Source organism: Microlunatus spumicola, from assembly GCF_039536445.1.
GTDB lineage: Bacteria > Actinomycetota > Actinomycetes > Propionibacteriales > Propionibacteriaceae > Microlunatus > Microlunatus spumicola.
On the sequence record NZ_BAAAYR010000008.1, the window covers coordinates 1 to 20,466 of the forward strand.

22 protein-coding genes are annotated in these 20,466 nt (G+C 72.4%); 15 read left to right on the forward strand and 7 right to left on the reverse strand.

Annotated features, from left to right (window positions below):
• Positions 1 to 424 (forward strand): IS30 family transposase (locus ABD665_RS21330; protein ID WP_344743072.1); only part of this gene is annotated, 424 nt, incomplete at its 5' end.
• A gap of 71 nt (positions 425 to 495) precedes the next feature.
• On the opposite strand, the gene ABD665_RS21335 is transcribed toward ABD665_RS21330, so the two are convergent.
• Together ABD665_RS21335 and ABD665_RS21340 are read right to left on the reverse strand one after the other, a co-directional pair.
• Entirely contained in the window at positions 496 to 1,398 is a 903-nt protein-coding gene (locus ABD665_RS21335) for a 2-deoxy-5-keto-D-gluconate 6-phosphate aldolase domain-containing protein (RefSeq protein ID WP_204910962.1), read from the reverse strand.
• A gap of 64 nt (positions 1,399 to 1,462) precedes the next feature.
• The gene (locus tag ABD665_RS21340) at positions 1,463 to 2,656 is read right to left on the reverse strand and encodes a TerC/Alx family metal homeostasis membrane protein (RefSeq protein WP_204910963.1); all 1,194 of its coding nucleotides are present in this window, start codon (positions 2,654 to 2,656) and stop codon (positions 1,463 to 1,465) included.
• Positions 2,657 to 2,819: 163 nt separating this feature from the next.
• On the opposite strand from ABD665_RS21340, the gene ABD665_RS21345 reads away from it, so the two are divergent.
• Genes ABD665_RS21345 through ABD665_RS21370 form a run of 6 tightly spaced genes read left to right on the forward strand, consistent with a single transcriptional unit; the run spans position 2,820 to position 7,490 of the window.
• A complete protein-coding gene (locus ABD665_RS21345) occupies positions 2,820 to 3,797 on the forward strand; it encodes a tripartite tricarboxylate transporter substrate-binding protein (RefSeq protein ID WP_204910964.1) in 978 nt (325 codons plus the stop codon).
• Entirely contained in the window at positions 3,794 to 4,372 is a 579-nt protein-coding gene (locus ABD665_RS21350) for a tripartite tricarboxylate transporter TctB family protein (RefSeq protein ID WP_204910965.1), read from the forward strand. Before ABD665_RS21345 ends, ABD665_RS21350 begins: the two co-directional genes overlap by 4 nt.
• Positions 4,372 to 5,865 carry a tripartite tricarboxylate transporter permease gene (locus tag ABD665_RS21355; RefSeq protein ID WP_204910966.1) on the forward strand — a complete coding sequence of 498 codons (1,494 nt, stop codon included), beginning with the start codon at positions 4,372 to 4,374 and terminating at the stop codon, positions 5,863 to 5,865. The genes ABD665_RS21350 and ABD665_RS21355 overlap by 1 nt, the downstream gene beginning before the upstream one ends.
• Positions 5,862 to 6,254 carry a universal stress protein gene (locus ABD665_RS21360; protein ID WP_204910967.1) on the forward strand — a complete coding sequence of 131 codons (393 nt, stop codon included), beginning with the start codon at positions 5,862 to 5,864 and terminating at the stop codon, positions 6,252 to 6,254. The genes ABD665_RS21355 and ABD665_RS21360 overlap by 4 nt, the downstream gene beginning before the upstream one ends.
• A gap of 12 nt (positions 6,255 to 6,266) precedes the next feature.
• Positions 6,267 to 7,289: an ankyrin repeat domain-containing protein gene (locus ABD665_RS21365; RefSeq protein WP_204910968.1), complete on the forward strand. Its 1,023-nt coding sequence runs from the start codon at positions 6,267 to 6,269 to the stop codon at positions 7,287 to 7,289.
• 9 nt (positions 7,290 to 7,298) lie between these two features.
• Positions 7,299 to 7,490 (forward strand): hypothetical protein, encoded by a 192-nt coding sequence (locus tag ABD665_RS21370; protein WP_204910969.1) that lies wholly within the window; start codon positions 7,299 to 7,301, stop codon positions 7,488 to 7,490.
• Between the two features lie 375 nt (positions 7,491 to 7,865).
• On the opposite strand, the gene ABD665_RS21375 is transcribed toward ABD665_RS21370, so the two are convergent.
• On the reverse strand, positions 7,866 to 9,308 hold the full coding sequence (locus ABD665_RS21375; RefSeq protein ID WP_204910970.1) for a protealysin inhibitor emfourin: 1,443 nt from the start codon (positions 9,306 to 9,308) through the stop codon (positions 7,866 to 7,868).
• Positions 9,309 to 9,814: 506 nt separating this feature from the next.
• Between ABD665_RS21375 and ABD665_RS21380 the strand changes: the two genes are divergently transcribed.
• Entirely contained in the window at positions 9,815 to 9,964 is a 150-nt protein-coding gene (locus ABD665_RS21380; RefSeq protein ID WP_204910971.1) for a hypothetical protein, read from the forward strand.
• Between the two features lie 164 nt (positions 9,965 to 10,128).
• On the opposite strand, the gene ABD665_RS21385 is transcribed toward ABD665_RS21380, so the two are convergent.
• A complete protein-coding gene (locus tag ABD665_RS21385; RefSeq protein ID WP_204910972.1) occupies positions 10,129 to 11,097 on the reverse strand; it encodes a hypothetical protein in 969 nt (322 codons plus the stop codon).
• 139 nt (positions 11,098 to 11,236) lie between these two features.
• Between ABD665_RS21385 and gndA the strand changes: the two genes are divergently transcribed.
• Together gndA and ABD665_RS21395 are read left to right on the forward strand one after the other, a co-directional pair.
• Positions 11,237 to 12,739, forward strand: a complete 1,503-nt coding sequence (gndA, locus tag ABD665_RS21390) for an NADP-dependent phosphogluconate dehydrogenase (RefSeq protein WP_204910973.1) — start codon at positions 11,237 to 11,239, stop codon at positions 12,737 to 12,739.
• Positions 12,736 to 13,965: a CDP-glycerol glycerophosphotransferase family protein gene (locus ABD665_RS21395; protein WP_204910974.1), complete on the forward strand. Its 1,230-nt coding sequence runs from the start codon at positions 12,736 to 12,738 to the stop codon at positions 13,963 to 13,965. The genes gndA and ABD665_RS21395 overlap by 4 nt, the downstream gene beginning before the upstream one ends.
• Positions 13,966 to 13,972: 7 nt before the next feature.
• Here ABD665_RS21395 and ABD665_RS21400 read toward each other — a convergent pair whose 3' ends face one another.
• Positions 13,973 to 14,233, reverse strand: coding sequence for a PLDc N-terminal domain-containing protein (locus ABD665_RS21400; RefSeq protein WP_204910975.1), 261 nt, complete (start codon positions 14,231 to 14,233; stop codon positions 13,973 to 13,975).
• A gap of 137 nt (positions 14,234 to 14,370) precedes the next feature.
• Between ABD665_RS21400 and ABD665_RS21405 the strand changes: the two genes are divergently transcribed.
• Positions 14,371 to 15,159 (forward strand): CDP-alcohol phosphatidyltransferase family protein, encoded by a 789-nt coding sequence (locus tag ABD665_RS21405; RefSeq protein WP_204910976.1) that lies wholly within the window; start codon positions 14,371 to 14,373, stop codon positions 15,157 to 15,159.
• On the forward strand, positions 15,156 to 16,064 hold the full coding sequence (locus tag ABD665_RS21410; protein WP_344743081.1) for a glycosyltransferase family 2 protein: 909 nt from the start codon (positions 15,156 to 15,158) through the stop codon (positions 16,062 to 16,064). The genes ABD665_RS21405 and ABD665_RS21410 overlap by 4 nt, the downstream gene beginning before the upstream one ends.
• 13 nt (positions 16,065 to 16,077) lie before the next feature.
• Here ABD665_RS21410 and ABD665_RS21415 read toward each other — a convergent pair whose 3' ends face one another.
• Positions 16,078 to 16,746 carry a LuxR C-terminal-related transcriptional regulator gene (locus ABD665_RS21415; RefSeq protein WP_204910977.1) on the reverse strand — a complete coding sequence of 223 codons (669 nt, stop codon included), beginning with the start codon at positions 16,744 to 16,746 and terminating at the stop codon, positions 16,078 to 16,080.
• Positions 16,747 to 16,899: 153 nt separating this feature from the next.
• Here ABD665_RS21415 and ABD665_RS21420 point away from each other — a divergent pair, with 153 nt between their 5' ends.
• The 3 genes from ABD665_RS21420 to cds1 all read left to right on the forward strand — a co-directional run bounded on the left by ABD665_RS21420 (position 16,900) and on the right by cds1 (position 19,496).
• Positions 16,900 to 17,175 (forward strand): GlsB/YeaQ/YmgE family stress response membrane protein, encoded by a 276-nt coding sequence (locus ABD665_RS21420; RefSeq protein ID WP_204910978.1) that lies wholly within the window; start codon positions 16,900 to 16,902, stop codon positions 17,173 to 17,175.
• Between the two features lie 271 nt (positions 17,176 to 17,446).
• Positions 17,447 to 18,409 carry an RNase H family protein gene (locus tag ABD665_RS21425; protein WP_204910979.1) on the forward strand — a complete coding sequence of 321 codons (963 nt, stop codon included), beginning with the start codon at positions 17,447 to 17,449 and terminating at the stop codon, positions 18,407 to 18,409.
• Positions 18,399 to 19,496, forward strand: a complete 1,098-nt coding sequence (gene cds1, locus ABD665_RS21430; RefSeq protein WP_344743084.1) for an L-cysteine desulfhydrase Cds1 — start codon at positions 18,399 to 18,401, stop codon at positions 19,494 to 19,496. Before ABD665_RS21425 ends, cds1 begins: the two co-directional genes overlap by 11 nt.
• Positions 19,497 to 19,639: 143 nt before the next feature.
• Here the strand turns inward: cds1 and ABD665_RS21435 are convergent, their stop codons facing one another.
• Positions 19,640 to 20,335, reverse strand: a complete 696-nt coding sequence (locus tag ABD665_RS21435) for a hypothetical protein (RefSeq protein WP_204910980.1) — start codon at positions 20,333 to 20,335, stop codon at positions 19,640 to 19,642.
• Positions 20,336 to 20,466: the final 131 nt, after the last annotated feature.

Below are 20,466 nucleotides of genomic sequence, written 5' to 3' on the forward strand. Positions count from 1 at the left end.
ACGGACCAGCGGCCACCTCACCGCGTTCCTGCTCCCCGAACGCCACACCGCAGACGCCACCCTCGCCGGACTCCTGACCGCGGTCACCCAGACCGGCTGGCCGATGCGGACCCTGACCTGGGACCGCGGCCACGAGATGGCGCGGCACGCCCAGTTCACCATCGCCACCGGGATCCAGGTCTACTTCGCCGACCCCCACGCACCCTGGCAACGCGGCAGCAACGAGAACACCAACGGCCTGCTCCGCGAATACTTCCCTCGAGGACGGGACCTCGCCACCGCCACCGCCGGCGAGCTTCAAGCCGCCGTCGACCAGCTCAACAACCGACCCCGCCAACGACACGGCTTCCTCAACCCCAACGAGGTCCTCACCGCGATACTCGACCAGGACCAACAAACCGCAGGCGTTGCAACCACAGACTGAATCTGGGCACGTTTACGTGAAAGTCCTGGGACTCGAGGCGCGGAGGGGCGAAGGGGCGGACCCCGAGAGGGTCAGCGGGCGGCGAGGTACGTGCGGACGTAGTGCAGGTAGTTCTGCCCGACGGTCCGGAGGAAGGTGGGCTCGTCGCCGTCCTCGAGGTACTGCTCGAGGGGTTCCTTCCAGATCGAGCGGCCGATGGCGAAGCCGACGAACCCATCGACGCCGGCCGCGACCTGCAGCCAGTGGTCGAGCGTGGCCTGCGGGGCGTCGCGTCCGAGCACGATGCAGTCCGCGTCACGACCGCCGGCGTGGGCGGCGGCGACGATCTGCTGCGCGGCCTCCGTGGTCTCGAGGCCCTCGATCTTCCACAGCGTGGGCTCGACGCCGGCGGCCTGGACGGCCTCGATCACCTGCACGACCAGGCCGGGGCGGACGTCCCGGTCGTACGCGGTGCTGTCCCCGCCGACCGAGGCGAGCTGCGCGTCCGAGGCCGGGACGAGGAGCTCGAAGAGGAACGGCAAAGACTGCTCGTGCAGCAGCGCCGAGAGGGCCTTCAGCCTGTCGAGCTGGTCCTGCGTGCCGGCGGGGTCGTCCTCCGGGTTCATCCGGACGAGCACCTTGACGTAGTCGGGGCCCCACCGCGCGACGTGCTCCGGGGTCTGGTCGCCGTACTCGAGGTCGAAGAGCTTCTGCCCGCTCTTCTCCACCGGGTACGCGAGCACCCGCCCGTCCGCCTTCGCCTGGGTGAGCACGTCCGGGCCGTACTCCTCGTCGGTCAGCACCCCGATCTGGGCACCCTCGACCTGGTCGGCCACCGCCGCCACCCCGCGGTAGACCAGCGACTTGGCCGTCCGCATCTGCTGGACCTGCGCGGTCGTGGCGTCGGCCTCCTCGGTCCCGAAGAGCTTCGCGAACGAGTCCCGCTGGTCCATCGCGAGGATCAGCAGCGGGTTGGCCGAGGTGGGGCGCTCCATGCGCCCCATCGTGCTCCTCGGACCGGCGTGCCCGGCGGGCGGTGCCGCGCCCGCCGGGTCGGCGTCAGCGCACCTGCTCCAAGTAGGCGTCGTGCTCGGCGTGGGCCTGCTCGAGGAGGCGCATCAGCTTGTCCTCCTCGCGGATCCGGGCGCGGTACTTCTCGGGCAGGCCGCGCATCGTCTCCTCCTCGCCGACGAGCTTGTCCCAGATCTTCGAGCGCAGCTGCGGGTCGGCCTCGAAGTTCGTGTCGATGTACTGCGAGGCGTGCCGGCGGGCGTTCGAGACGGCGTTCTGGGCGCGGCCCTTCGGGCTGACCAGCGACGCGACGACGGTGATCGCGAGGACGCCGAGGATGACCGAGAGCGAGAGCCCGGTGCTGATCTCGAAGACGTTCACGTGCTCGCCGTCGTTGATGAACGGCACGGTGTTCTCGTGCAGCGCGTGCAGGATCAGCTTCACGCCGATGAACGCCAGGATCGCGGCGAGGCCGAACGTGAGGTAGATCAGGCGGTCGAGCAGGCCGTCGATGAGGAAGTAGAGCTGGCGCAGGCCCAGCAGCGAGAAGGCCGTCGCGGTGAAGACGATGAAGACGTTCTGCGTGAGGCCGAAGATCGCCGGGATCGAGTCGAGCGCGAAGAGGATGTCCGTCCCGCCGATGGCGGTCATCACGAGCAGCATCGGCGTCATCACGCGCTTGCCGCCCTCCACCGTGAACAGCTTGTCGCCGTCGTAGTGCTCGGACGTGCTGAACAGCCGGCGGGCGATCCTGATCATGATGTTGTCGGCGCCGTGGCTGTCCTCGCCCTCGGGCTTGAGCAGGTTGCCGGCGGTGACCAGCAGGATCAGGCCGAAGAGGTAGAAGACCCAGGCGAAGCTGTTGATCAGCGCCGCGCCCAGGAAGATGAAGCCGGTCCGGGCGATCAGCGAGAACACGATGCCGAAGAGCAGCACCTTCTGCTGGTCGGCGCGGGGCACCTTGAAGCTCGTCATGATGATCAGGAAGACGAACAGGTTGTCGACCGACAACGCCTTCTCGGTGATGTAGCCCGCGAAGTACTCGCCGCCGGCCTCCGCGCCGCCGAGGACGAGCACGCCGACCCCGAAGAGCAGGGCGATGCCGACGTACACCGCCGACCAGCGGGCGGCCTCGGAGAGGGAGGGGGTGTGCGCCTTGCGCACGTGGAACACGAAGTCGAAGACCAGGAGGCCGACCACGAAGACGATGGTCAGGATCCAGGCGAGGGGTGTGACGTCCATTCGGGGCGCTTTCGTCGTCGGGAACGGGCGAGAACCTCCAGTTTAGGTGGCCCTGCTCCTGCCCTGCCCGTCGTCACGGGCGCCCCGACCGCGTATCGTCCGCTGCACATCCCAACCCAGACACAGCATCCCCATCCAGACGACGACGTCGAGGAGAGCACGCGTGGGCCTGAGCCGCCGGAGATTCCTGGCGGGGGCGTTGAGCACGACGGCCCTCGCGGCGACCGGCTGCGCCGGTACGGTCGCCAAGCCCGGCGACCTCTCGCGGCTGCGGGTGATGGCGCCCGCCAGCCCGGGCGGCGGCTGGGACACCACCGCCCGGCTGCTGCAGCGGGTCATCCGGTCCACGGCCATCGCGCGCAACGTGCAGGTGTTCAACGTCGAGGGCGCCGGCGGGACGATCGGGCTCGGCCAGCTGTCCCGCGAGACCGACGACGCGCTGCTGATGATGATGGGCCTCGTCATGGTCGGGGCCATCGAGACCAACAAGTCCTCGGTCGGGCTGACCGACGTCACGCCCGTCGCCCGGCTGCTCGGCGAGCCGGAGATCATCGTCGCGCCGGCCGCCTCCCCGTACGACTCGCTCGGCGACTTCGTACGGGCGTGGAAGGACGACCCCCGGGGGCTGCCGATCGCCGGAGGTTCCGCGGGGGGCACCGACCAGGTCCTCGCCGGGCTGCTCGGCACGGCCGGCGGGGTCGACCCCAAGCAGATCAACTACATCGCCTACTCCGGCGGCGGGCAGTCGCTCGCCGCGCTGCTCGGCAACCAGGTCGCCGCCGGCATCTCGGGCATCGGCGAGTACGGGCCCCAGGTGCTCTCGGGCGACCTCAAGGGCTGGGCGGTGTCCAGCGAGGAGCGGTCGGCCCAGGTGCCCGACGTCCCGACCATCAAGGAGGCCGGGTTCGACGTCGTCGTGTCGAACTGGCGCGGCCTGATGACGCACCCGGGCATCGGCGAGCAGCCGCTGGCCGACCTCATCGAGCTGGTCCAGCGGGCGCACGACACCCCCGAGTGGCGCGACGTGCTCGCGAAGCAGGGCTGGGACGACGAGTTCCTGGCCGGGGCCGACTACGGCCGGTTCCTGGCCGACGAGGAGCAGCGCGTGTCCACGATCCTGCGACAGATCGGTCTCGTGTGAGCACCGCCGAACCCGCGCCGGCGGCACCCCGGACCCGGACGCCCGAGCCCTGGGAGGTCGAGGAGGCCGGCGTCCCGCGCCGCCCCCGGAACTGGGGCGAGCTCGCGCTCAGCACGCTGCTCCTGCTGCTCGGCGTCTACCTGGTGATCGGCGCGGGCGGCATCGCGGTCCCGGGCTCGTCGAACACCGTCGGCCCGCGCTTCTTCCCCTACCTCGTCGGCGGCGCGACCATCGTCGTCGGCGGCGTGCTCGCGCTCCGCGTGCTCCGCGGCGACCAGGGTCCGGAGGAGGCCGGCGAGGACGTCGACCCCGACGCGAAGACCTCCTGGCGCGCGGTCGGCATCATCGCGCTGGCCTTCGTCGCGCACGCGCTGCTGATCAACGTGATCGGGTGGCCGCTGTCGGTGACGCTGATGTTCGGCGTCGTGGCCTGGGCGCTCGGCTCGCGCGGGATCATCCGTCCGCTGCTGGCCGGCGGCATCGTCTCGGTCGTGGTCTGGCTGGTCTTCGTCAAGGCGCTCGGGGTGCTGCTCCCCGGCGGGATCCTGCTCGAGCTCGCCACCGGGTGGATCTGATGGACGCCTTCGTCCAGCTGGCGCAGGGCTTCGCCGACGCGGTGACGCCGATCAACCTGCTGTTCGCGCTGATCGGCACGCTGCTGGGGACCGCCGTCGGCGTGCTGCCCGGCATCGGCCCGGCCATGACCGTCGCGCTCCTGCTGCCCATCACCTACGTCCTCGAGCCGACCGGGGCGTTCATCATGTTCGCCGGCATCTACTACGGCGGCATGTACGGCGGCTCGACCACGTCGATCCTGCTCAACACCCCGGGTGAGTCCAGCTCGATCATGACCGCGCTCGAGGGCAACCTCATGGCCAAGGCCGGCCGGGGTGCTGCCGCTCTCGGCACGGCGGCGATCGGCTCGTTCGTCGCCGGCACCATCGGGACGCTGCTGCTGGCGCTCGTCGCGCCGGCCGTCGTCACGCTCGCCGTCGCCATCGGCCCCGCCGACTACTTCGCGCTCGCGCTGCTGGCCTTCGTCGCCGTCTCGACCGTGCTGGGCGCGTCCCCGCTGCGCGGCCTGGCGTCGCTCTGCATCGGGCTGTTCCTCGGGCTGGTCGGGACCGACCTGCTGACCGGGCAGCAGCGCTTCACCTTCGCGATCCCGCAGCTGGCCGACGGCATCGACGTGGTCGTCGTGGCCGTCGCGCTGTTCGCGGTCGGCGAGGCCCTGCACGTCGCCTCGCGGCTGCGGCACGGGCCCGTCGAGGTGATGAGCAGCAGCGGCAGCTTCATGACCCGCGAGGACCTCAAGCGTTCGTGGAAGCCGTGGCTGCGCGGCACCGCGTTCGGCTTCCCCTTCGGCGCGCTGCCCGCCGGCGGGGCGGAGATACCGACCTTTCTCTCGTACGCGACCGAGCGCCGCCTGTCCAAGCACGACGAGTTCGGCAGGGGCGCGATCGAGGGCGTCGCCGGTCCGGAGGCGGCGAACAACGCGGCCGCCGCCGGCGTGCTGGTGCCGCTGCTGACCCTCGGGCTGCCGACCTCGGCGACCGCGGCGATCCTGCTCGCGGCCTTCCAGGGCTACGGCATCCAGCCCGGGCCGACGCTGCTCACCACCGAGTCGTCGCTGGTGTGGACGCTCATCGCGTCGCTGTTCATCGGCAACACGATGCTGCTCGTGCTGAACCTGCCGCTCGTCGGCGTGTGGGTGAAGCTGCTGAAGATCCCGCGGCCCTACCTCTACGCCGGCATCCTCATGTTCGCCTCGCTCGGCTCGTACGCGGTCAACGCCGACCCGCTGGACCTCGTGCTGCTGCTCGTCATCGGGCTGCTCGGCTTCGCCATGCGGCGCTTCGGCTGGCCCGTCGCCCCGGCGGTCATCGGGCTCATCCTCGGACCGGTCGCGGAGACGAATCTGCGCCGCGCCCTCGCCATCAGCGACGGGGACGTGTCGGTGCTCGTCTCCTCGCCCTTCAGCGTCGTGGTGCTGGTCGTCGCGCTCCTCGCGGTGATCGGTCCGCCCCTGCTGCGCCGGTTCCGTCGTCGAGAGGCAGTGCCCGCATGAGCGCGGTGGTGGTCGGATACGTCCCGAGCCCGGAGGGCCGGGCGGCCCTCACGACGGGCATCGCCGAGGCGCGGCTGCGCGGCGCCCGGCTGGTCGTGGTGAACACGACCCGCGGCGACGCCCTGGTCGACGACCGCTACCTCGCCGGGAGCGGCCTCGCCGAGCTGCGGGCCGAGCTCGACGCCCTCGACGTCGAGGCCGAGCTGCGGCAGCCCGAGACCTACGACGACGTCGCCGACGACCTCGACGCGATCGCCGACGAGGTCGGGGCGGACCTGATCGTCATCGGCCTGCGCCGGCGGTCCCCGGTCGGCAAGCTCATCCTCGGCAGCGCCGCCAGCCGGATCCTGCTGACCGCCCACCACGCCGTCCTCGCCGTCAAGGCCTGACCGGGCAGGCCCGTGGACGACGAGGGCCGGAGCGGCGGGGGAGCGGCCGACGAGGTCGGCGCCTTCCTCGACCTGGCCTGCCTGACCTACGCCGACGACGGTCCCGAGCGCTGGGCGGAGGCGGCCGCCCTCCTGGTCGCGCACCCCGACCTGCCGACCCGGGACGTGCACGTCGCGGCGGCCGTCGGGGACCTCACCAGCCTGAGGGCGCTGCTGAGGGCCGACCCGGGCCTCGCGGACGCGCGTCGGCCGGACGGGCGTACGCCGCTGATGTGCCTGGCCTATGCCCGCGTCCCGCAGGACGACCCGTACGGCTCCGCACGGCTGCTGCTCGACGCGGGCGCCGACCCGGACGCGGGTGTCCTGCTCGGTGGCCAGGCGCCGCCCTTCACCGTCCTCACCGGGTGCTTCGGCGAGGGCGAGCAGGGCCCGGGGAGGCAGCCGCGGCACCCGCAGGGCGAGGCGCTCGCCGCGCTCCTCCTCGAGCGTGGGGCGGAGCCCGCCGACGGCCAGACGCTCTACGACCGGATGTTCTCCCGCGACGACAGCCACCTCCGGCTGCTGCTGGCGCACGGGCTCGGCCGCGGTGACGGCGGGGTGTGGCGCCGTCGACTCGGCGAGCGGCAGGACACCCCCGCCCGGATGGTCGCGCTCCAGGTCGACTGGGCCCGCGACCACGGCCTGACCGACCGGGCGGCGCTGCTGGCCGCGCACGGCTTCACCGAGGGCGCCCCGGACGAGCGGCCGTCGCCCTGGCGGCTGCGCGGCGACGTGCCGGCGGTCGCGCGGGTGGGCACGCCGGTCGGCGTCCGCGCCTTCGCGGCCGCGGGTGGCGACCTCGACGCGAAGGTGCACGGCCGGACCCTGCTGCACCACGCGGCCTGGCTCGGCGACGTCGAGCTCGTCGCCGCGCTGCTCGAGGTCGGCGCCGACCCGCAGGTCCTGGACGACGACCACGCCGCGACGCCCCTCGGGTGGGCGGAGTGGGGCTGCGCACCCGTGACCGCCGACCTGCTGCGGCCGATCACGCCCTGACCTCCACGGGTGGGTGCCGCGTTGCTGCTCGGGCTGGTGCCGGTCCTCGCGGCCGCGCTCTCCGGTGCCGTCGCCTTCATGTACCTCGCGAGGGAGGAGCTGCTCGTCGAGGCCCACGCGAAGGGCGGGACGAGCATCGGCAGCGTCGGCTTCTTCGTCGGCTTCCTGATCTACCCCGTGCTCTCCGAGCTCATCACCTGAGCCGGGTCCCGACCGAATCCGGACGCGGTCGGAGGGCCTGACGGGGCGAGACCTCGACACGCGCGAAGGGCCCCGATGTGGTAGACCACTGCCCCTGGTGGTCTAGGTTTTCTGGACCAGAACAACCGAACGAAGGAGCAGTCATGAACAGAGGTCTCATCGGCACGATCATCGGCATCCTCGTGATCATCATCCTGGTGATCGTGATCCTGCAGCTGACCTAGGCCGCTTCCTCCCCGTCCTCGGCGGGCTGCCCGACGACGTGCAGCCACCGGAGGCCGACGCGCGGCACCGCACCTGCGGTGCCGGGCGCCTGCGTCGCCCGTCGACGCGAGGACCCGTCCGTCCCGGGCCGGGGACGGGGAGGCGAGCCGCTCAGCGGCCCTGCTGGTCCAGCACGATCTGGACGACCCGGGTGAGCTCCGGCGTGAGGTCCTGCTCCGGGACCGTCAGCTCCCACGACCGGCACGCGACCGTGTAGGTGAAGCGGTCCGGCTGCGGGTCCGAAGGGGCCAGGCCGGAGACGCTGATCTGGTTGAGCAGACGGCGCAGCTCCCCGCCGGAGGGGTCGTTGCCGAGGTTGAGCTCCGCCGATCGGGTGACCCCGGTGAAACCGCCCGTACGCCGCACCGCGACGATCTCGTCGCCGTCCTCGTCCGGTGCTCCCGCCCCTCCCGCCGCGCCACCCGCACCGCTGCGCGCGGTGCCGGACGCGACGGCTGCGTCGGCGGAAGCCGCCGCCCCGGTCCCCGTCAGGAGGCCGACCTGCTGCCACGCCCCGGTCACGTGCGTCGCGACCGACGGGTCGTCCGGGAAGAGCCGGGTCGCCGCGTCCACGGTGGCCTGCGCGAACCCGGCGAAGTCGGTCGACGCCGTCACCGAACCGTCGGTCAGCGCCGCGTACCAGACCTGCCCGGGCCGCTCCCAGCTGTTGCCGCCGATCGCGCGGGCCGCGAGCGCGAACGCCCGGTTCGGGATCCCCGAGTTGATGTGCACGCCGCCGCTGTCCTCGTCGGTCTCCACGTACGCGTCCATGCTGCCGACCTGCGGGTCCTTGCCGAGGCGCGGGTCGTCGTAGGCCGTGCCGGGCTCGAGCATCGACCGCAGGGCGGTCGCCTTCACGTCGGGCAGGAAGAGCCCGACACCGATCAGCCAGTCGGCCGCAGCGGCGTCCTGGCCGAGCGTGCGCTGCTTGGCGATCGAGGCGAAGACGTCGCTCACGCTCTCGTTCAGCGCGCCGGACTGGCCCTGGTAGGTCAGCCCCGCCGTGAACTGCGTGACCCCGTGGGTGAACTCGTGCGCCATCACGTCGAGCGGCTTGGTGAAGCGGTCGAAGACCTCGCCGTCGCCGTCGCCGAAGACCAGCTGGGTGCCGTCCCAGAAGGCGTTGTCGTAGTCCCGCCCGTAGTGCACCGTGACGGTGAGCGGCGTGCCGGCCCCGTCGACGGACCGGCGGTCGTAGACCTCCGCGAAGAGGTCCCACGCGACCCCGGAGTACTCGTGCGCCTCGTCGACGGCCACGTCGCCGGTGGCGGGGTCGTCCGCGTCCCGGGCCCGCGTGCCGGGGAGATCCTCGGAGCCGCCCGCGTCGTAGACGACCCGGTTGCCGCCCGTGTCGGCCGCCAGCGGCGGGGTGGTGGCGGTGGCCGTCTCCCGGCGGGCCCGCATCCGCTCGTCGACGGCGAGCGTGTCCCGGCCGTCGGCCAGGAGCCGCCGCCCCTTCGCGGTCTCGGTGACCCGCTGCAGGAGGTAGGGCGGGACGAAACTGCAGCGCTGCAGGTCGTGGACCTCGGACGTCTCGGTGGTGGTGCGCGTCATGTCTCTACGATGGCACCTGCCGCTGACAGTGCCGGAGGACGGCGCCCGACGGTCCGGAGGCGGACCGGGGGCGGGTCCGGGCGGGACAGCGACGAACGCCGTGCGGGTCGTGCCGCCGTGGTGCGCTTGACCTCGGAGATCAACGGGTGAAGTGTGTCACACGACAACGGGGGACGTGTCAGGACGTCCCTCTGGTGCCGCACGGCTGCGCCATCGTCGAGCTCGCCCGAGCCCAGGGCACCCGGTTCGGCAGAGTTGTCCAGCGGGAGAAGAGGGGCCGCACCCAGGATCGTCGCGTCGTACGCGCAGCATCCGCTGCACACGCGTTGAGGTGTCTAGCGCACCTAACGCGATTTTGTCGTGTCCGGGACCGGAAATGTCCTGAACCTGACATCGCCTCAGCGTGACGCGCCTGCTGCACTCGCTTAATGTTCCGAACGACCCCCCAACGCGGCTCTCGGTGCAAAAACTTCTCGTACCGAGGGTCGAAATCGAAAGGAACATTCATGTTCTCCTCGCTCAACCTCCGCAAGGTCGTCCGCGTCTCCGCCACCTCCGTCGTCGCCGGCGGCACCCTGGCCCTCGTCTTCCTCGGCGGGCCCGCCGACGCCGCCACCGTGGCCGGCTACGTCGTCAAGGCGGGTCGCGGCTACTGAGCCACGTAGGGCCGCGACGCGGCCGACCCCCGCAGCACCAGCTCGCGTGAAGGGTGCCTCCTCCCGGAGGCACCCTTCTTCGCGTTCCCGGGTCCTTCCTGGGGCCGGGGCGGTGAGGTCCTCGCCGGTGGTGCCCGGGTGGTGGTCCCTGGCGACGACCCGGCTCAGCCGCCCGACTTCATGGAGTCGGCCCGCACCAGCGCCGCCCCGAGCTGCAGGCGGGTGGTGACGCCCAGCTCGTCCATCAGCTCCGCGATCCAGCGCCGGACCGAGCGAACGTTGATCCCCAGCTGGTTGGCGATGGCGTCGTCGGTGGAGCCGCTCATCATCAGCGAGATCAGCATCTGCCGGCGCGGGTCACCGTTGAGGTAGGTGCCGGCGGTGATCGGGATGGCCGTGTCCCAGACCGCGTTGAACAGCCACACCAGGGACTCGACGATCAGCGGGTGCCGCACGAAGCTCGCGCGGCGCTCGTGGCCCGGCATGTAGGACGGCATCGACGGGATCCAGGCGATCTTGGCGTCGAAGAGCACCAGCTTCATGGGCACCGGTGCCGTCCGCGACTTCTCGCCCATGTCGGCGAAGAGGGCCATCTCCTCGAGCCGTTCGGGGTCGAAGCCGGGGTGGTAGACGCTGCGCTGCGAGACCCCGCGCTCCAGGGCACGCCACTCGCCGGACGCCTCGCGCAGCTCGTCGGGGGAGAGCATCGCCGGGCCGCCCACGTACGGAGGCTTGTCGAAGAGGCAGATCTCGGTCGTCGTCTCGTCGCAGAGGCGCTCGTACTCGGCCCAGGACGTCTGGCCGACGAAGACCTGGACGTCGTCCTCGGAGCTGTGGGACGCGGCGAGGAGCTGGTTCTGGAGGGTGTCCGCGGCGATCGCGGCCGCCTCGATCTCGGCCATCCGTCGCGCCTTGAGGCCCTTGACCACGTCCGCGAGCGGCAGCGCGCGCCACTCGCCCTCGCCCATGGCGACCGCCAGGCCGAGGTCGGCAAGGGTGTCCAGGTGCGGGCCGACCTGCGTCGACGGTGTCCGTGCGCGCTGCGCCAGCTCGTCGACGGTCGCGCCGTCCAGCGACGCGAGGACGACGTAGAGCGCCTCGGCGTCAGCCGGTATGCCCAGCGGCTCCAGCAACCCTCTGCCCTCCGGTGTCGTTGATCAGACCCCCGGGGGAGGAGCCTGGCCGACCAACCCGAACCGATACGCTCGCCGAGGCGCCAGCGACGTACCCGCTCCCGCCCGATGATGTCATAAAGAGGACAAGGAGCAGGGCATGAGCCAGCAAGCGGAGATCGGTGTCACGGGGCTGGCCGTCATGGGACGGAACCTGGCCCGCAACTTCGCCCGGCACGGCCACGTCGTGGCCATCCACAACCGCACCTTCGCCAAGACCCAGGCGCTGATCGACGAGGCGGGCTCGGAGGGCACGTTCGTCGCCTCGGAGAGCCTCGAGGACTTCGTCGCGTCGCTGGCCCGCCCGCGCAAGATCATCATCATGGTCAAGGCCGGGCCGGGCACCGACGCCGTGATCGACGAGCTCGTGCCGCTGCTCGAGGAGGGCGACATCGTCGTCGACGCGGGCAACGCGCACTTCCCCGACACCATCCGCCGCGAGCAGCAGCTGGCCGAGCACGGGCTGCACTTCGTGGGCAGCGGCGTCTCCGGCGGCGAGGAGGGCGCGCTCAACGGGCCGTCGATCATGCCGGGCGGTTCACGGAAGTCGTACGAGTCCCTCGGCCCGCTGCTCGAGGACATCTCGGCCAAGGTCGACGGCACCCCGTGCTGCACCTACATCGGCCCCGACGGCGCCGGCCACTTCGTCAAGATGGTGCACAACGGCATCGAGTACGCCGACATGCAGCTGATCGCCGAGGCGTACGACCTCATCCGCCGCGGCACCGGCAAGAGCCCGGCCGAGATCGCCGACATCTTCACCGAGTGGAACTCCGGCGAGCTCGAGTCGTTCCTCATCGAGATCACCGCCGAGGTCCTGCGTCAGGTCGACGCGGAGAGCGGCGAGGCCCTCGTCGACGTCATCCTCGACCAGGCCGAGCAGAAGGGCACCGGCCGCTGGACGGTGCAGAACGCGCTCGACCTCGGCGTGCCCATCACCGGGATCGCCGAGGCGACGTTCGCCCGCGCGCTGTCCGGCTCCGTGCCGCAGCGCGAGGCCGCCCGCGACATCCTGCCGGCCGGGACGGTCGAGTGGCACGTCGAGGACCCCGACGCCTTCGTCGAGGACGTCCGGCGCGCGCTCTACGCCTCGAAGGTCGTCGCCTACTCGCAGGGCTTCGACCAGATCGCCGCGGCCAGCGACGAGTACGGCTGGGACATCGACCGCGGCGCGATGGCCCGGATCTGGCGCGGCGGCTGCATCATCCGCGCCCGCTTCCTGAACCGCATCACCGAGGCCTACGAGCGCGACGAGAAGCTGCCGCTGCTCATCGCCGACGACTTCTTCGCCGGTGTGATCACCGAGTGCCTCGAGGCGTGGCGCCGCGTGGTCGCGGGGGCCGCCCAGAACGGCATCCCGACGCCCGCGTTCTCGTCCTCGCTGGCCTACTACGACGGCGTCCGCGCCGACCGGCTGCCGGCCGCCCTGATCCAGGGGCTGCGCGACCTCTTCGGCGCGCACACCTACCGCCGGGTCGACAAGGACGGCACGTTCCACACCGAGTGGGGCGGCGACCGCTCCGAGACCGCGGTGGGCGGGGGCTTCAAGGAGGACAAGAGCGCCCACACCGACGAGAAGAAGGTCGACCAGCCGATCTCGTGAGGCTCCCGAACCTGCCCGTGCCCGGCGTCGGTGGCCTGCGGCGCGCGGCCGGCCTCGGCGCCGAGGCCGTTCGCCGTGCCCGCAACGTCGCCGACGCGGGCCGGTTCGCGGAGCGGGCCGAGCGGAACGGGCTCGTCCCGAACGCCGCCGTCGCGGTCTTCTTCTGCACCGGCCCCGAGAACCTGTTCCAGCTCGAGCAGTGGCGCCGTCCTCTGGAGCACCTCGCCGCGACCCGGCCGGTCTTCGTCGTCGTCGACCAGCCCGACACCGGCCAGGCCGTGCTCGACGCCGGCACGCTCCCGGTCGCCTTCGCCCCGGGCAGCGGGGCCCTGGAGCGCCTCGTCGCGGAGCGGGACGTGCGGGTGGTGCTCTACGTCAACCAGGTCGAGCGGAACTTCCGCATGCTGCGGTTCGCGGGACCGGTGCACGTCCAGCTGGGGCACGGCGAGAGCGACAAGGCCTACAGCGTCTCCAACCAGCACAAGGCGTACGACCTGACCTTCGTGGGCGGACCGGCCGGGCGGGACCGGCTGGGCGCGGCGCTGCGGGGCTTCGACGCCGACGTGCGGACCGTGCAGGTGGGGCGTCCCCAGCTCGACCACGCCTACCCGGGTGCGCCGGACTGGTCCCGCGCGAGCGGGCTCCGCGTCCTCTACGCGCCGACCTGGGAGGGTGACCGGCCGAGCGTCGCCTACGGGTCGCTGGTCAGCCACGGGGTCGCGGTCGTCGAGGCGCTGGTCGCGGAGCCGGAGGTCCGCGTGATCTACCGGCCGCACCCGCGTACGGGGCTCAGCTCGGCCCGGCACGCGGAGGCTGACCGGGCGGTGCGCGCGGTGCTGGCCCGTGACGGGGACCGGCACCTGGTCGACACCGGGCCCTACGGGTGGCAGTGGGCCTTCGCGGACGCCTGCGTCACCGACCTGTCGTCGGTCGCCTACGACTGGCTGGCCACGGGCAAGCCGCTCGTCGTCACCGAACCGGTGGCGGCGGAGGCCTACCGGCCCGCGTCACGGCTGCTCGACGAGCTGCCGCTGCTCCCGGCCCCGGCGGCCGGGTCGGCGCTGGAGGTGCTGCGGGCCCGCGGCCTGGGCGGCGCCGGCGTGGAGACGGACCCGTTGCTGGCCGACCTGTCGCGCCACTACTTCGGCGAGACGGCCGACGGCGCGAGCACCCGTCGCTTCGAGGCCGCCGTGGAGGCGGCCTGGACGCTCGCCTCGGCGGGCTGAACCGGGCTCAGAGCCCGCGCAGGAAGTCCACGTCGTCGTCGGGGGCCTTGGGCCGGCCGGCGGTGCGGCCGGGCTCCCCGCGGGACTCGGCCGTCGGGCGGCCGAAGAACAGCCAGCCCAGCGAGCCGGCGAGCGGGAGGCAGATCACGGCGACCGCCCAGAGCCAGCGCGGAGCGCGGCGGACGGCGTACGGCCGGGCCTGGGCGACCTCCACCACGCAGTAGATCGTGAGCAGAGCCACGATCACCAGCGGGAGGAAGCGCCCCATGCACCCAGAGTATGCGGGCGCCCGAGAGGCCGGGCAAGAGTCGTCGGACTCCTCCTCGCTCCACCTGCGCGAGGTGTCCCGCACCCCGACGGCCTCGCCTGCCCGGGCCCGCCCCGAGGTCGGCCTAGGCTGACCCGATGCTCACCGAGCGCCCCGCGCACCCGACGATCGCGCAGCTGCGCGAGGTGACGCAGCCGCCGAGCGTGCGCACCCGTGCCGGCGCGGAGCACTGGGTGGCGCACCTCTACCTGCGCGACCTGTCGCCCTACCTCACCCGCGTGCTGCTCCGGCTCGGCTTCTCCGCCGACGCCGTGACGTGGCTGATGATCCTGTGCGCGGCGCTGGCCGCGGTGTCGACCGGCTGGCCGACGCTGGCGGGAGCGATCGGCGTGGCCGTGCTGGCCCAGCTGCAGCAGCTCGTCGACTGCTGCGACGGCGAGGTCGCGCGCTGGCGGCAGACCTCCTCGCCGCGCGGGGTCTACCTCGACCGGATCGGGCACTACACCGCCGAGTGCGGCATCGCGGTCGCCCTCGGGTTCCGGGCCAACGGCGGGCTCGGCGTCAGCAGCGTGTGGATCAGCGCGGGGCTGGCCCTGGGCCTGCTCGTCTGCCTGAACAAGGTGGAGAACGACCTCGTCCACGTCGCGCGCCACTACGCAGGCATGAGCCAGATGACCGACTCCGAGGGCGTCCGGGTGCCGAAGGCCGGCATGCTGCGCGCCGCCCGCCGGGCCGCCCGGCTGGTGCCGTTCCACCGGGTCTTCCACTCGATCGAGATGTCGCTGCTGATCCTGCTCGCGGCCGTCGTGGACCTCTTCGTGCACGGCACCGCGACCAAGGTGCTGCTGCTGGCCATGCTCGCCTCGGCCGTCGTCACGGTCGTCGGCCACCTGGCCGCCGTCCTCGGCTCCTCGCGGCTCCGGTGAGCGCCGTGGAGCCGGTCCGCCCGGACACCGTCGCGCCGGGCGGCCCGACCCCGTTCGCGGTCGTCGTGCTGACCATGGGCAACCGGCCGGCCGACCTGCGGATCGCGCTCGACTCGCTCCTGGCCCAGCGTGACGTCGTCCTCGACGTGGTCGTCGTGGGCAACGGCTGGCAGCCGACGGGGCTGCCCGAGGGCGTACGCGCGCTGGGGCTGCCGGTGAACCGCGGGATCCCCGCCGGTCGGAACGCCGGCGTGAGCGAGGTCGAGGGCGACCTGCTGTTCTTCCTCGACGACGACGCCCTGCTCCCGAGCGACGACGTGCTGTCCCGGATGGCCGCGCAGTTCGCCGCCGACCCGACGCTCGGGCTGATCCAGCCGAGGGTGGTCGACCCCGAGGGGCGCGAGGCGCCGCGCCGCTGGACGCCGCGCGTCCGGGTCGGCGACCCCGGCCGCAGCAGCGCCGCGATGAACGTCTGGGAGGGTGCGGTCGCCATGCGCCGCACGGCCTTCGACTACGCCGGCGGCTGGCCGGAACCCTTCTGGTACGCCCACGAGGGGGTCGAGCTGGCCTGGCGGGTCTGGGACGCGGGCTTCCACGTCCGCTACGACGGCGGGATCGTCGTCCACCACCCGGCGATCCAGCCCACGAGGCACGCGGAGTTCTACCGCTACCAGGCCCGCAACCGGGTCTGGCTCGCGCGCCGGAACCTGCCGCTCCCGGTGGGGGCCGCGTACGTCGCCGCGTGGGCCGCGGTCGGCGGGATCCGGCTCCGCACCGGCGAGGCGGTACGCGAGACGCTCCGCGGCTACCGCATCGGGCTGCTCGAGGACGGCGGCGAGCGTCGCCCCATGAGCTGGCGGACCGTGTGGCGGATGGCCAGGGCCGGCCACCCGCCGCTGCTCTAGCCCGCGGCTCCCGCTACGGGCCGCCGCGCCAGTGGTCGATGCGTCGGTGGTCGGGGGTGAAGCCGTTCTCGACGCCCCACAGCACGGCCTTCGTCCGGCTCTCCACGTCGATCTTGCGGTAGACGGAGCGCACGTACGACTTGACCGTGTTGATGCTCAGGTAGCAGAGCGCGGCGATCTCGGCGTTGCTCTTGCCCTGGGTGATCAGGGCGAGGACCTCCGACTCGCGGTCGCTCAGCCCCTTGCCGCGCCCGGGCCAGTCCGACCCGCTGGCCGGGCGGGCGCGCGGCGGCGGCTCGCTCACCACGACCTCGCCCGCGTGCACCGCCTCGAGGGCGGCGACCAGGTCGGAGCCGGGCAGCGACTTGGAGATGTAGCCGTGGACGCCCTGCTTGCGGGCCTCCTCGACCAGGTCGGGGTGGAAGTTCCAGGTGTAGACGACCACGCGCCGCGCGCGCGGGTTCTCCACCAGCACCTTGATCTCGTCGTGGTCGGACTCCGGCTGCGCGAAGGAGTCGTAGAGCACGACGTCGACCTCGTCGGACAGCGGCTGGTTGGTGTCGATCTCGGCGATGACGACGCGCTCCGGGTACTGCCCGAGGATGTTCGCCACCCCGATCACGACCACGTCGTAGTCGTCGACGAGAGCGACGGTGATGGGGCGGGACTCCGGCGTGGCCACGGCCTCACCCTAGCCGCCCGGAGGCCGGTTCGTACATCCTTTCGGATGTACCAGGGCCTGCTCGTGGGTGATGGAATGAATCTCGAAGGGTCCGGAAGTTCTCCGGCCCTGGCCGCTCAGAAACGGCAAGTCTCACGTTCGTAGGAGGAAGTCGTGGAGATCATCGGCGTCATCGTGGCCGGCATCATCATCGGTCTGCTGGGGAAGTTCGTCGCCCCGTCCAACCGGGACAACATCCCGCTGTGGCTCACGATCCTGTGCGGGATCGGTGGGGTCGTCATCGGCTGGTACGTCTACACCGCCTTCGGCGGCAACGGCAGCCCCGGCATCGACTGGGTCCGCTGGATCGTCGCGATCGTGGTCGCCGCCGTCCTGGTCGTGATCGCCTCCGCGGTCACCAGCCGGTCGCGCACCCGCACCGCTCTCTGACCCGTCCGCCCGTCCCACCAGCAGGAAGAAGAAGCACATGAACCGTGGCCTGATCGGAACCATCATCGGCATCCTGGTGATCATCGTCCTGGTGATCGTCATCCTCCAGCTCACCTGACCGTAGGGGACCAGGACAGGTGAGCCGCGGGAGGCGGCCTTCGTACCCGGGGGGGTGCGGGGGTCGCCTCTTCGTCTGTCCGGACCCGGGCCGCGGCGCCCAGGCGGGCGGGCGCGGTCGTCGGGGACGGCGGGTCACGAGAGACTGGGCCCCGTGACGATCGTGGCGGCCGCAGACGGCTCGGCTCTCGGCAACCCCGGTCCGGCCGGGTGGGCCTGGTACGTCGACGAGGGCTGCTGGGCCAGCGGCGGGTGGCCCCGCGGCACCAACAACATGGGCGAGCTGATGGCCGTCCTCGACCTGCTGCGCCAGACCGCGCACGTCGACGACGACCTGCTCGTCTACTGCGACAGCACGTACGTGATCAACGTCGTGACGAAGTGGATGGCGGGCTGGAAGCGCAAGGGCTGGCGCAAGGGGGACGGCAAGCCGGTCATGAACGTCGACATCATCCAGGCCATCGACGTCGCCATCAAGGGCCGCCGGGTGCAGTTCGAGTGGGTCAAGGGCCACGCCGGCCACCCGCTCAACGAGGAGGCCGACAAGCGTGCGGTCGCCGCGTCGACCGCGTTCCAGGCCCGCCGGCCGCACGACCCCGGGCCCGGCTACCCCGGCGCTGCCCCGACCGTGCCCGTGGAGCCGGTCGAGCCGGACGAGGACCTGCTGTCCTTCACCGACCCCGCGCCCGCCGTCAGCGCGGCCCCTGTCAGCGCAGCCGCCGGCACTGCTCCTGCGGCCGCCGTCGCCGCGCCCCGGTCCGCCGGCGAGGGGGTGCTCCACGAGGTCGTCGACCTCGAACGCGCGCTCCTCAGCGACGCCGTGCGCGCGGACCCGGAGCTGGTGGGGGCCCTGCTCGACCCGGCGTGGACCGAGTTCGGCGCCTCCGGCCGGCGCTGGAGCCGGGCGGAGATGCTGGCCGTGATCGCGCCCGTCGGCGACCCGGACCTCGAGGTGCTGTCGGTCGAGGAGCTCGCCCCGGACGTGGTGCTGCTGCTGTGGCGCAGCCTGACCGACGCCGGCTCGTCGCTGCGCAGCTCGGTCTGGGTCCGCTCCGGCGGGCGCTGGCGCCAGCGCTTCCACCAGGGGACCCCGGAGGCGGCCCGCCGTGCGCGGTGAGCAGGGGCGGGCCCACGACCGCTCCTGGCTGGAGTGGGCGCTCGGGCAGGTGGAGGCCGACGCCAACCGGAGCGCCGACACCCACCTGCACGTCTTCCCGCTGCCGCCGGAGTGGGGCGTCTCGCTCTACGTCAAGGACGAGTCGGTCCACCCGACCGGCAGCCTCAAGCACCGGCTGGCGCGCTCGCTCGTGCTCTACGGGCTGTGCAGCGGCTGGATCGAGAAGGGCACCACGCTCGTGGAGGCCTCGTCCGGCTCGACCGCGGTCAGCGAGGCCTACTTCGCCCGTCTCCTCGGGCTGCCGTTCGTCGCGGTGATGCCGGCGACGACCGTGCGCGAGAAGTGCGAGCTGATCGAGTTCTACGGGGGCCGCTGCCACCTCGTGGACTCGCCCGGGGCGATCTACGCCGAGGCCGAGCGGCTGGCCGCGGAGTGCGACGGGCACTACCTCGACCAGTTCACGTACGCCGAGCGCGCGACCGACTGGCGCGGGAACAACAACATCGCGGAGTCGATGTTCGCCCAGCTGGGGCGCGAGCCGCACCCGGTGCCCGACTGGGTCGTGGTCGGCGCCGGCACCGGCGGCACGAGCGCCACGATCGGGCGCTACCTGCGCTACAACCAGCTGCCGACCTCGCTGTGCGTGGTCGACCCGGAGGGCTCGGCCTTCGCCCGGTCCTGGACCAGCGGCGACGCGGGGGTGACCGCGGCGGGTTCGCGGATCGAGGGGATCGGCCGGCCGCGGGTCGAGCCGAGCTTCGTGCCCGAGGTCGTGGACCGGATGATCGAGGTGCCCGACGCGGCCTCGGTCGCCGCGATGCGCTGGGGCAGCGCCCGGATGGGGCGCGTGGCCGGCGGTTCGACGGGCACGAACCTCTGGGGCGCCTGCCAGCTCGTCGCCGAGCTCGTCGCGCAGGGCCGGCACGGCAGCGTCGTGACCCTGCTCTGCGACGACGGCCGGCGCTACGCGCACAGCTACTACGACGACGACTGGGTCGCCGCCCGGGGCTGGGACCTCGGCGGCCCGACCCGGGTCCTCGACCACTTCCTCGCCACCGGCACGTGGGACGAGGCCCAGGGCTCCTGAGCGGGGCTACGGGCTCGTACGAGGTCGTCGGCCCGCACCCGGCGTCGCCGCCGGTCCCCGGGCAGGAACGCCGACCTCTTCGAGGCCCTTCGACAGGCTCAGGGGGCGTTCTGCGTTCTGCGTCCGGGGCGCGGGCGTCAGGTTCAGGGGGTCGTGGCGGGCGCGGGCGTGGGCGCCGCGGTCGGGGTGGCGGCTGGCGTCTTCGCGGTCGTCGGGAGCCCGCTGCTGATGGCGACCGTGACCGTGTCCGTGGTGACCTGCTTGGAGTAGGTCTTCGACTTCGGCTTCGACGGCGCCAGGAGCTGGTAGGTGAAGGTCAGCGTGACCGACTGCGCGCCCTCCGGCACGGCCGGGACGGTGAAGACGTTGCCGTACGAGTTGGGCTTCTTGACCAGGTAGCCCGGGGAGACGGTGGCCTGGTCGACGATCGGGGCCGGGGACTCGAGGGGCCCGTCCGGGCCGGTGACGTCGATCCGCACGTCGACCTCGGCGAGGTAGATGTCCTGCTTGTAGCCCTCGGGGAAGTCGGCCGTGAGCGACAGCGTCAGGGGCTTGTTCGCCTCGGGCGTCCACTGCGCCATCGGCATGGTCGAGTAGTAGACGGTCTTGAGCTCGATCGCGCCCGCGTCGAGCGTGTGCTTCGCGACGCCGCGGCTCAGGTCGTTCTTGACCTTCGCGCGCACCGGGGCCGGGGCGGGGGTGACGACCTCGACGGGCGTCGGCGCGGCGACCGGGGTGGCGGTGGTGCTCGCGGCCTCCCAGGGCGGGGTGCTGCAGCCGGCGGCGACGAGGAGGGCGGCGGCAGCGGCGGCGGCCGAGAGCGGGCGGCGGATCTTCATCAGGAAGCTCGTTTCGGGGGTTCGGGGGAGTTCGCGGGAGGTGGTGGCCGACGGTGGTCCCGACGTGCCGGAGTCTGACACCGCCCGCATCTCGACGCAGGAGATTGCGGAGATGCGGGCGGCTCTTCTCT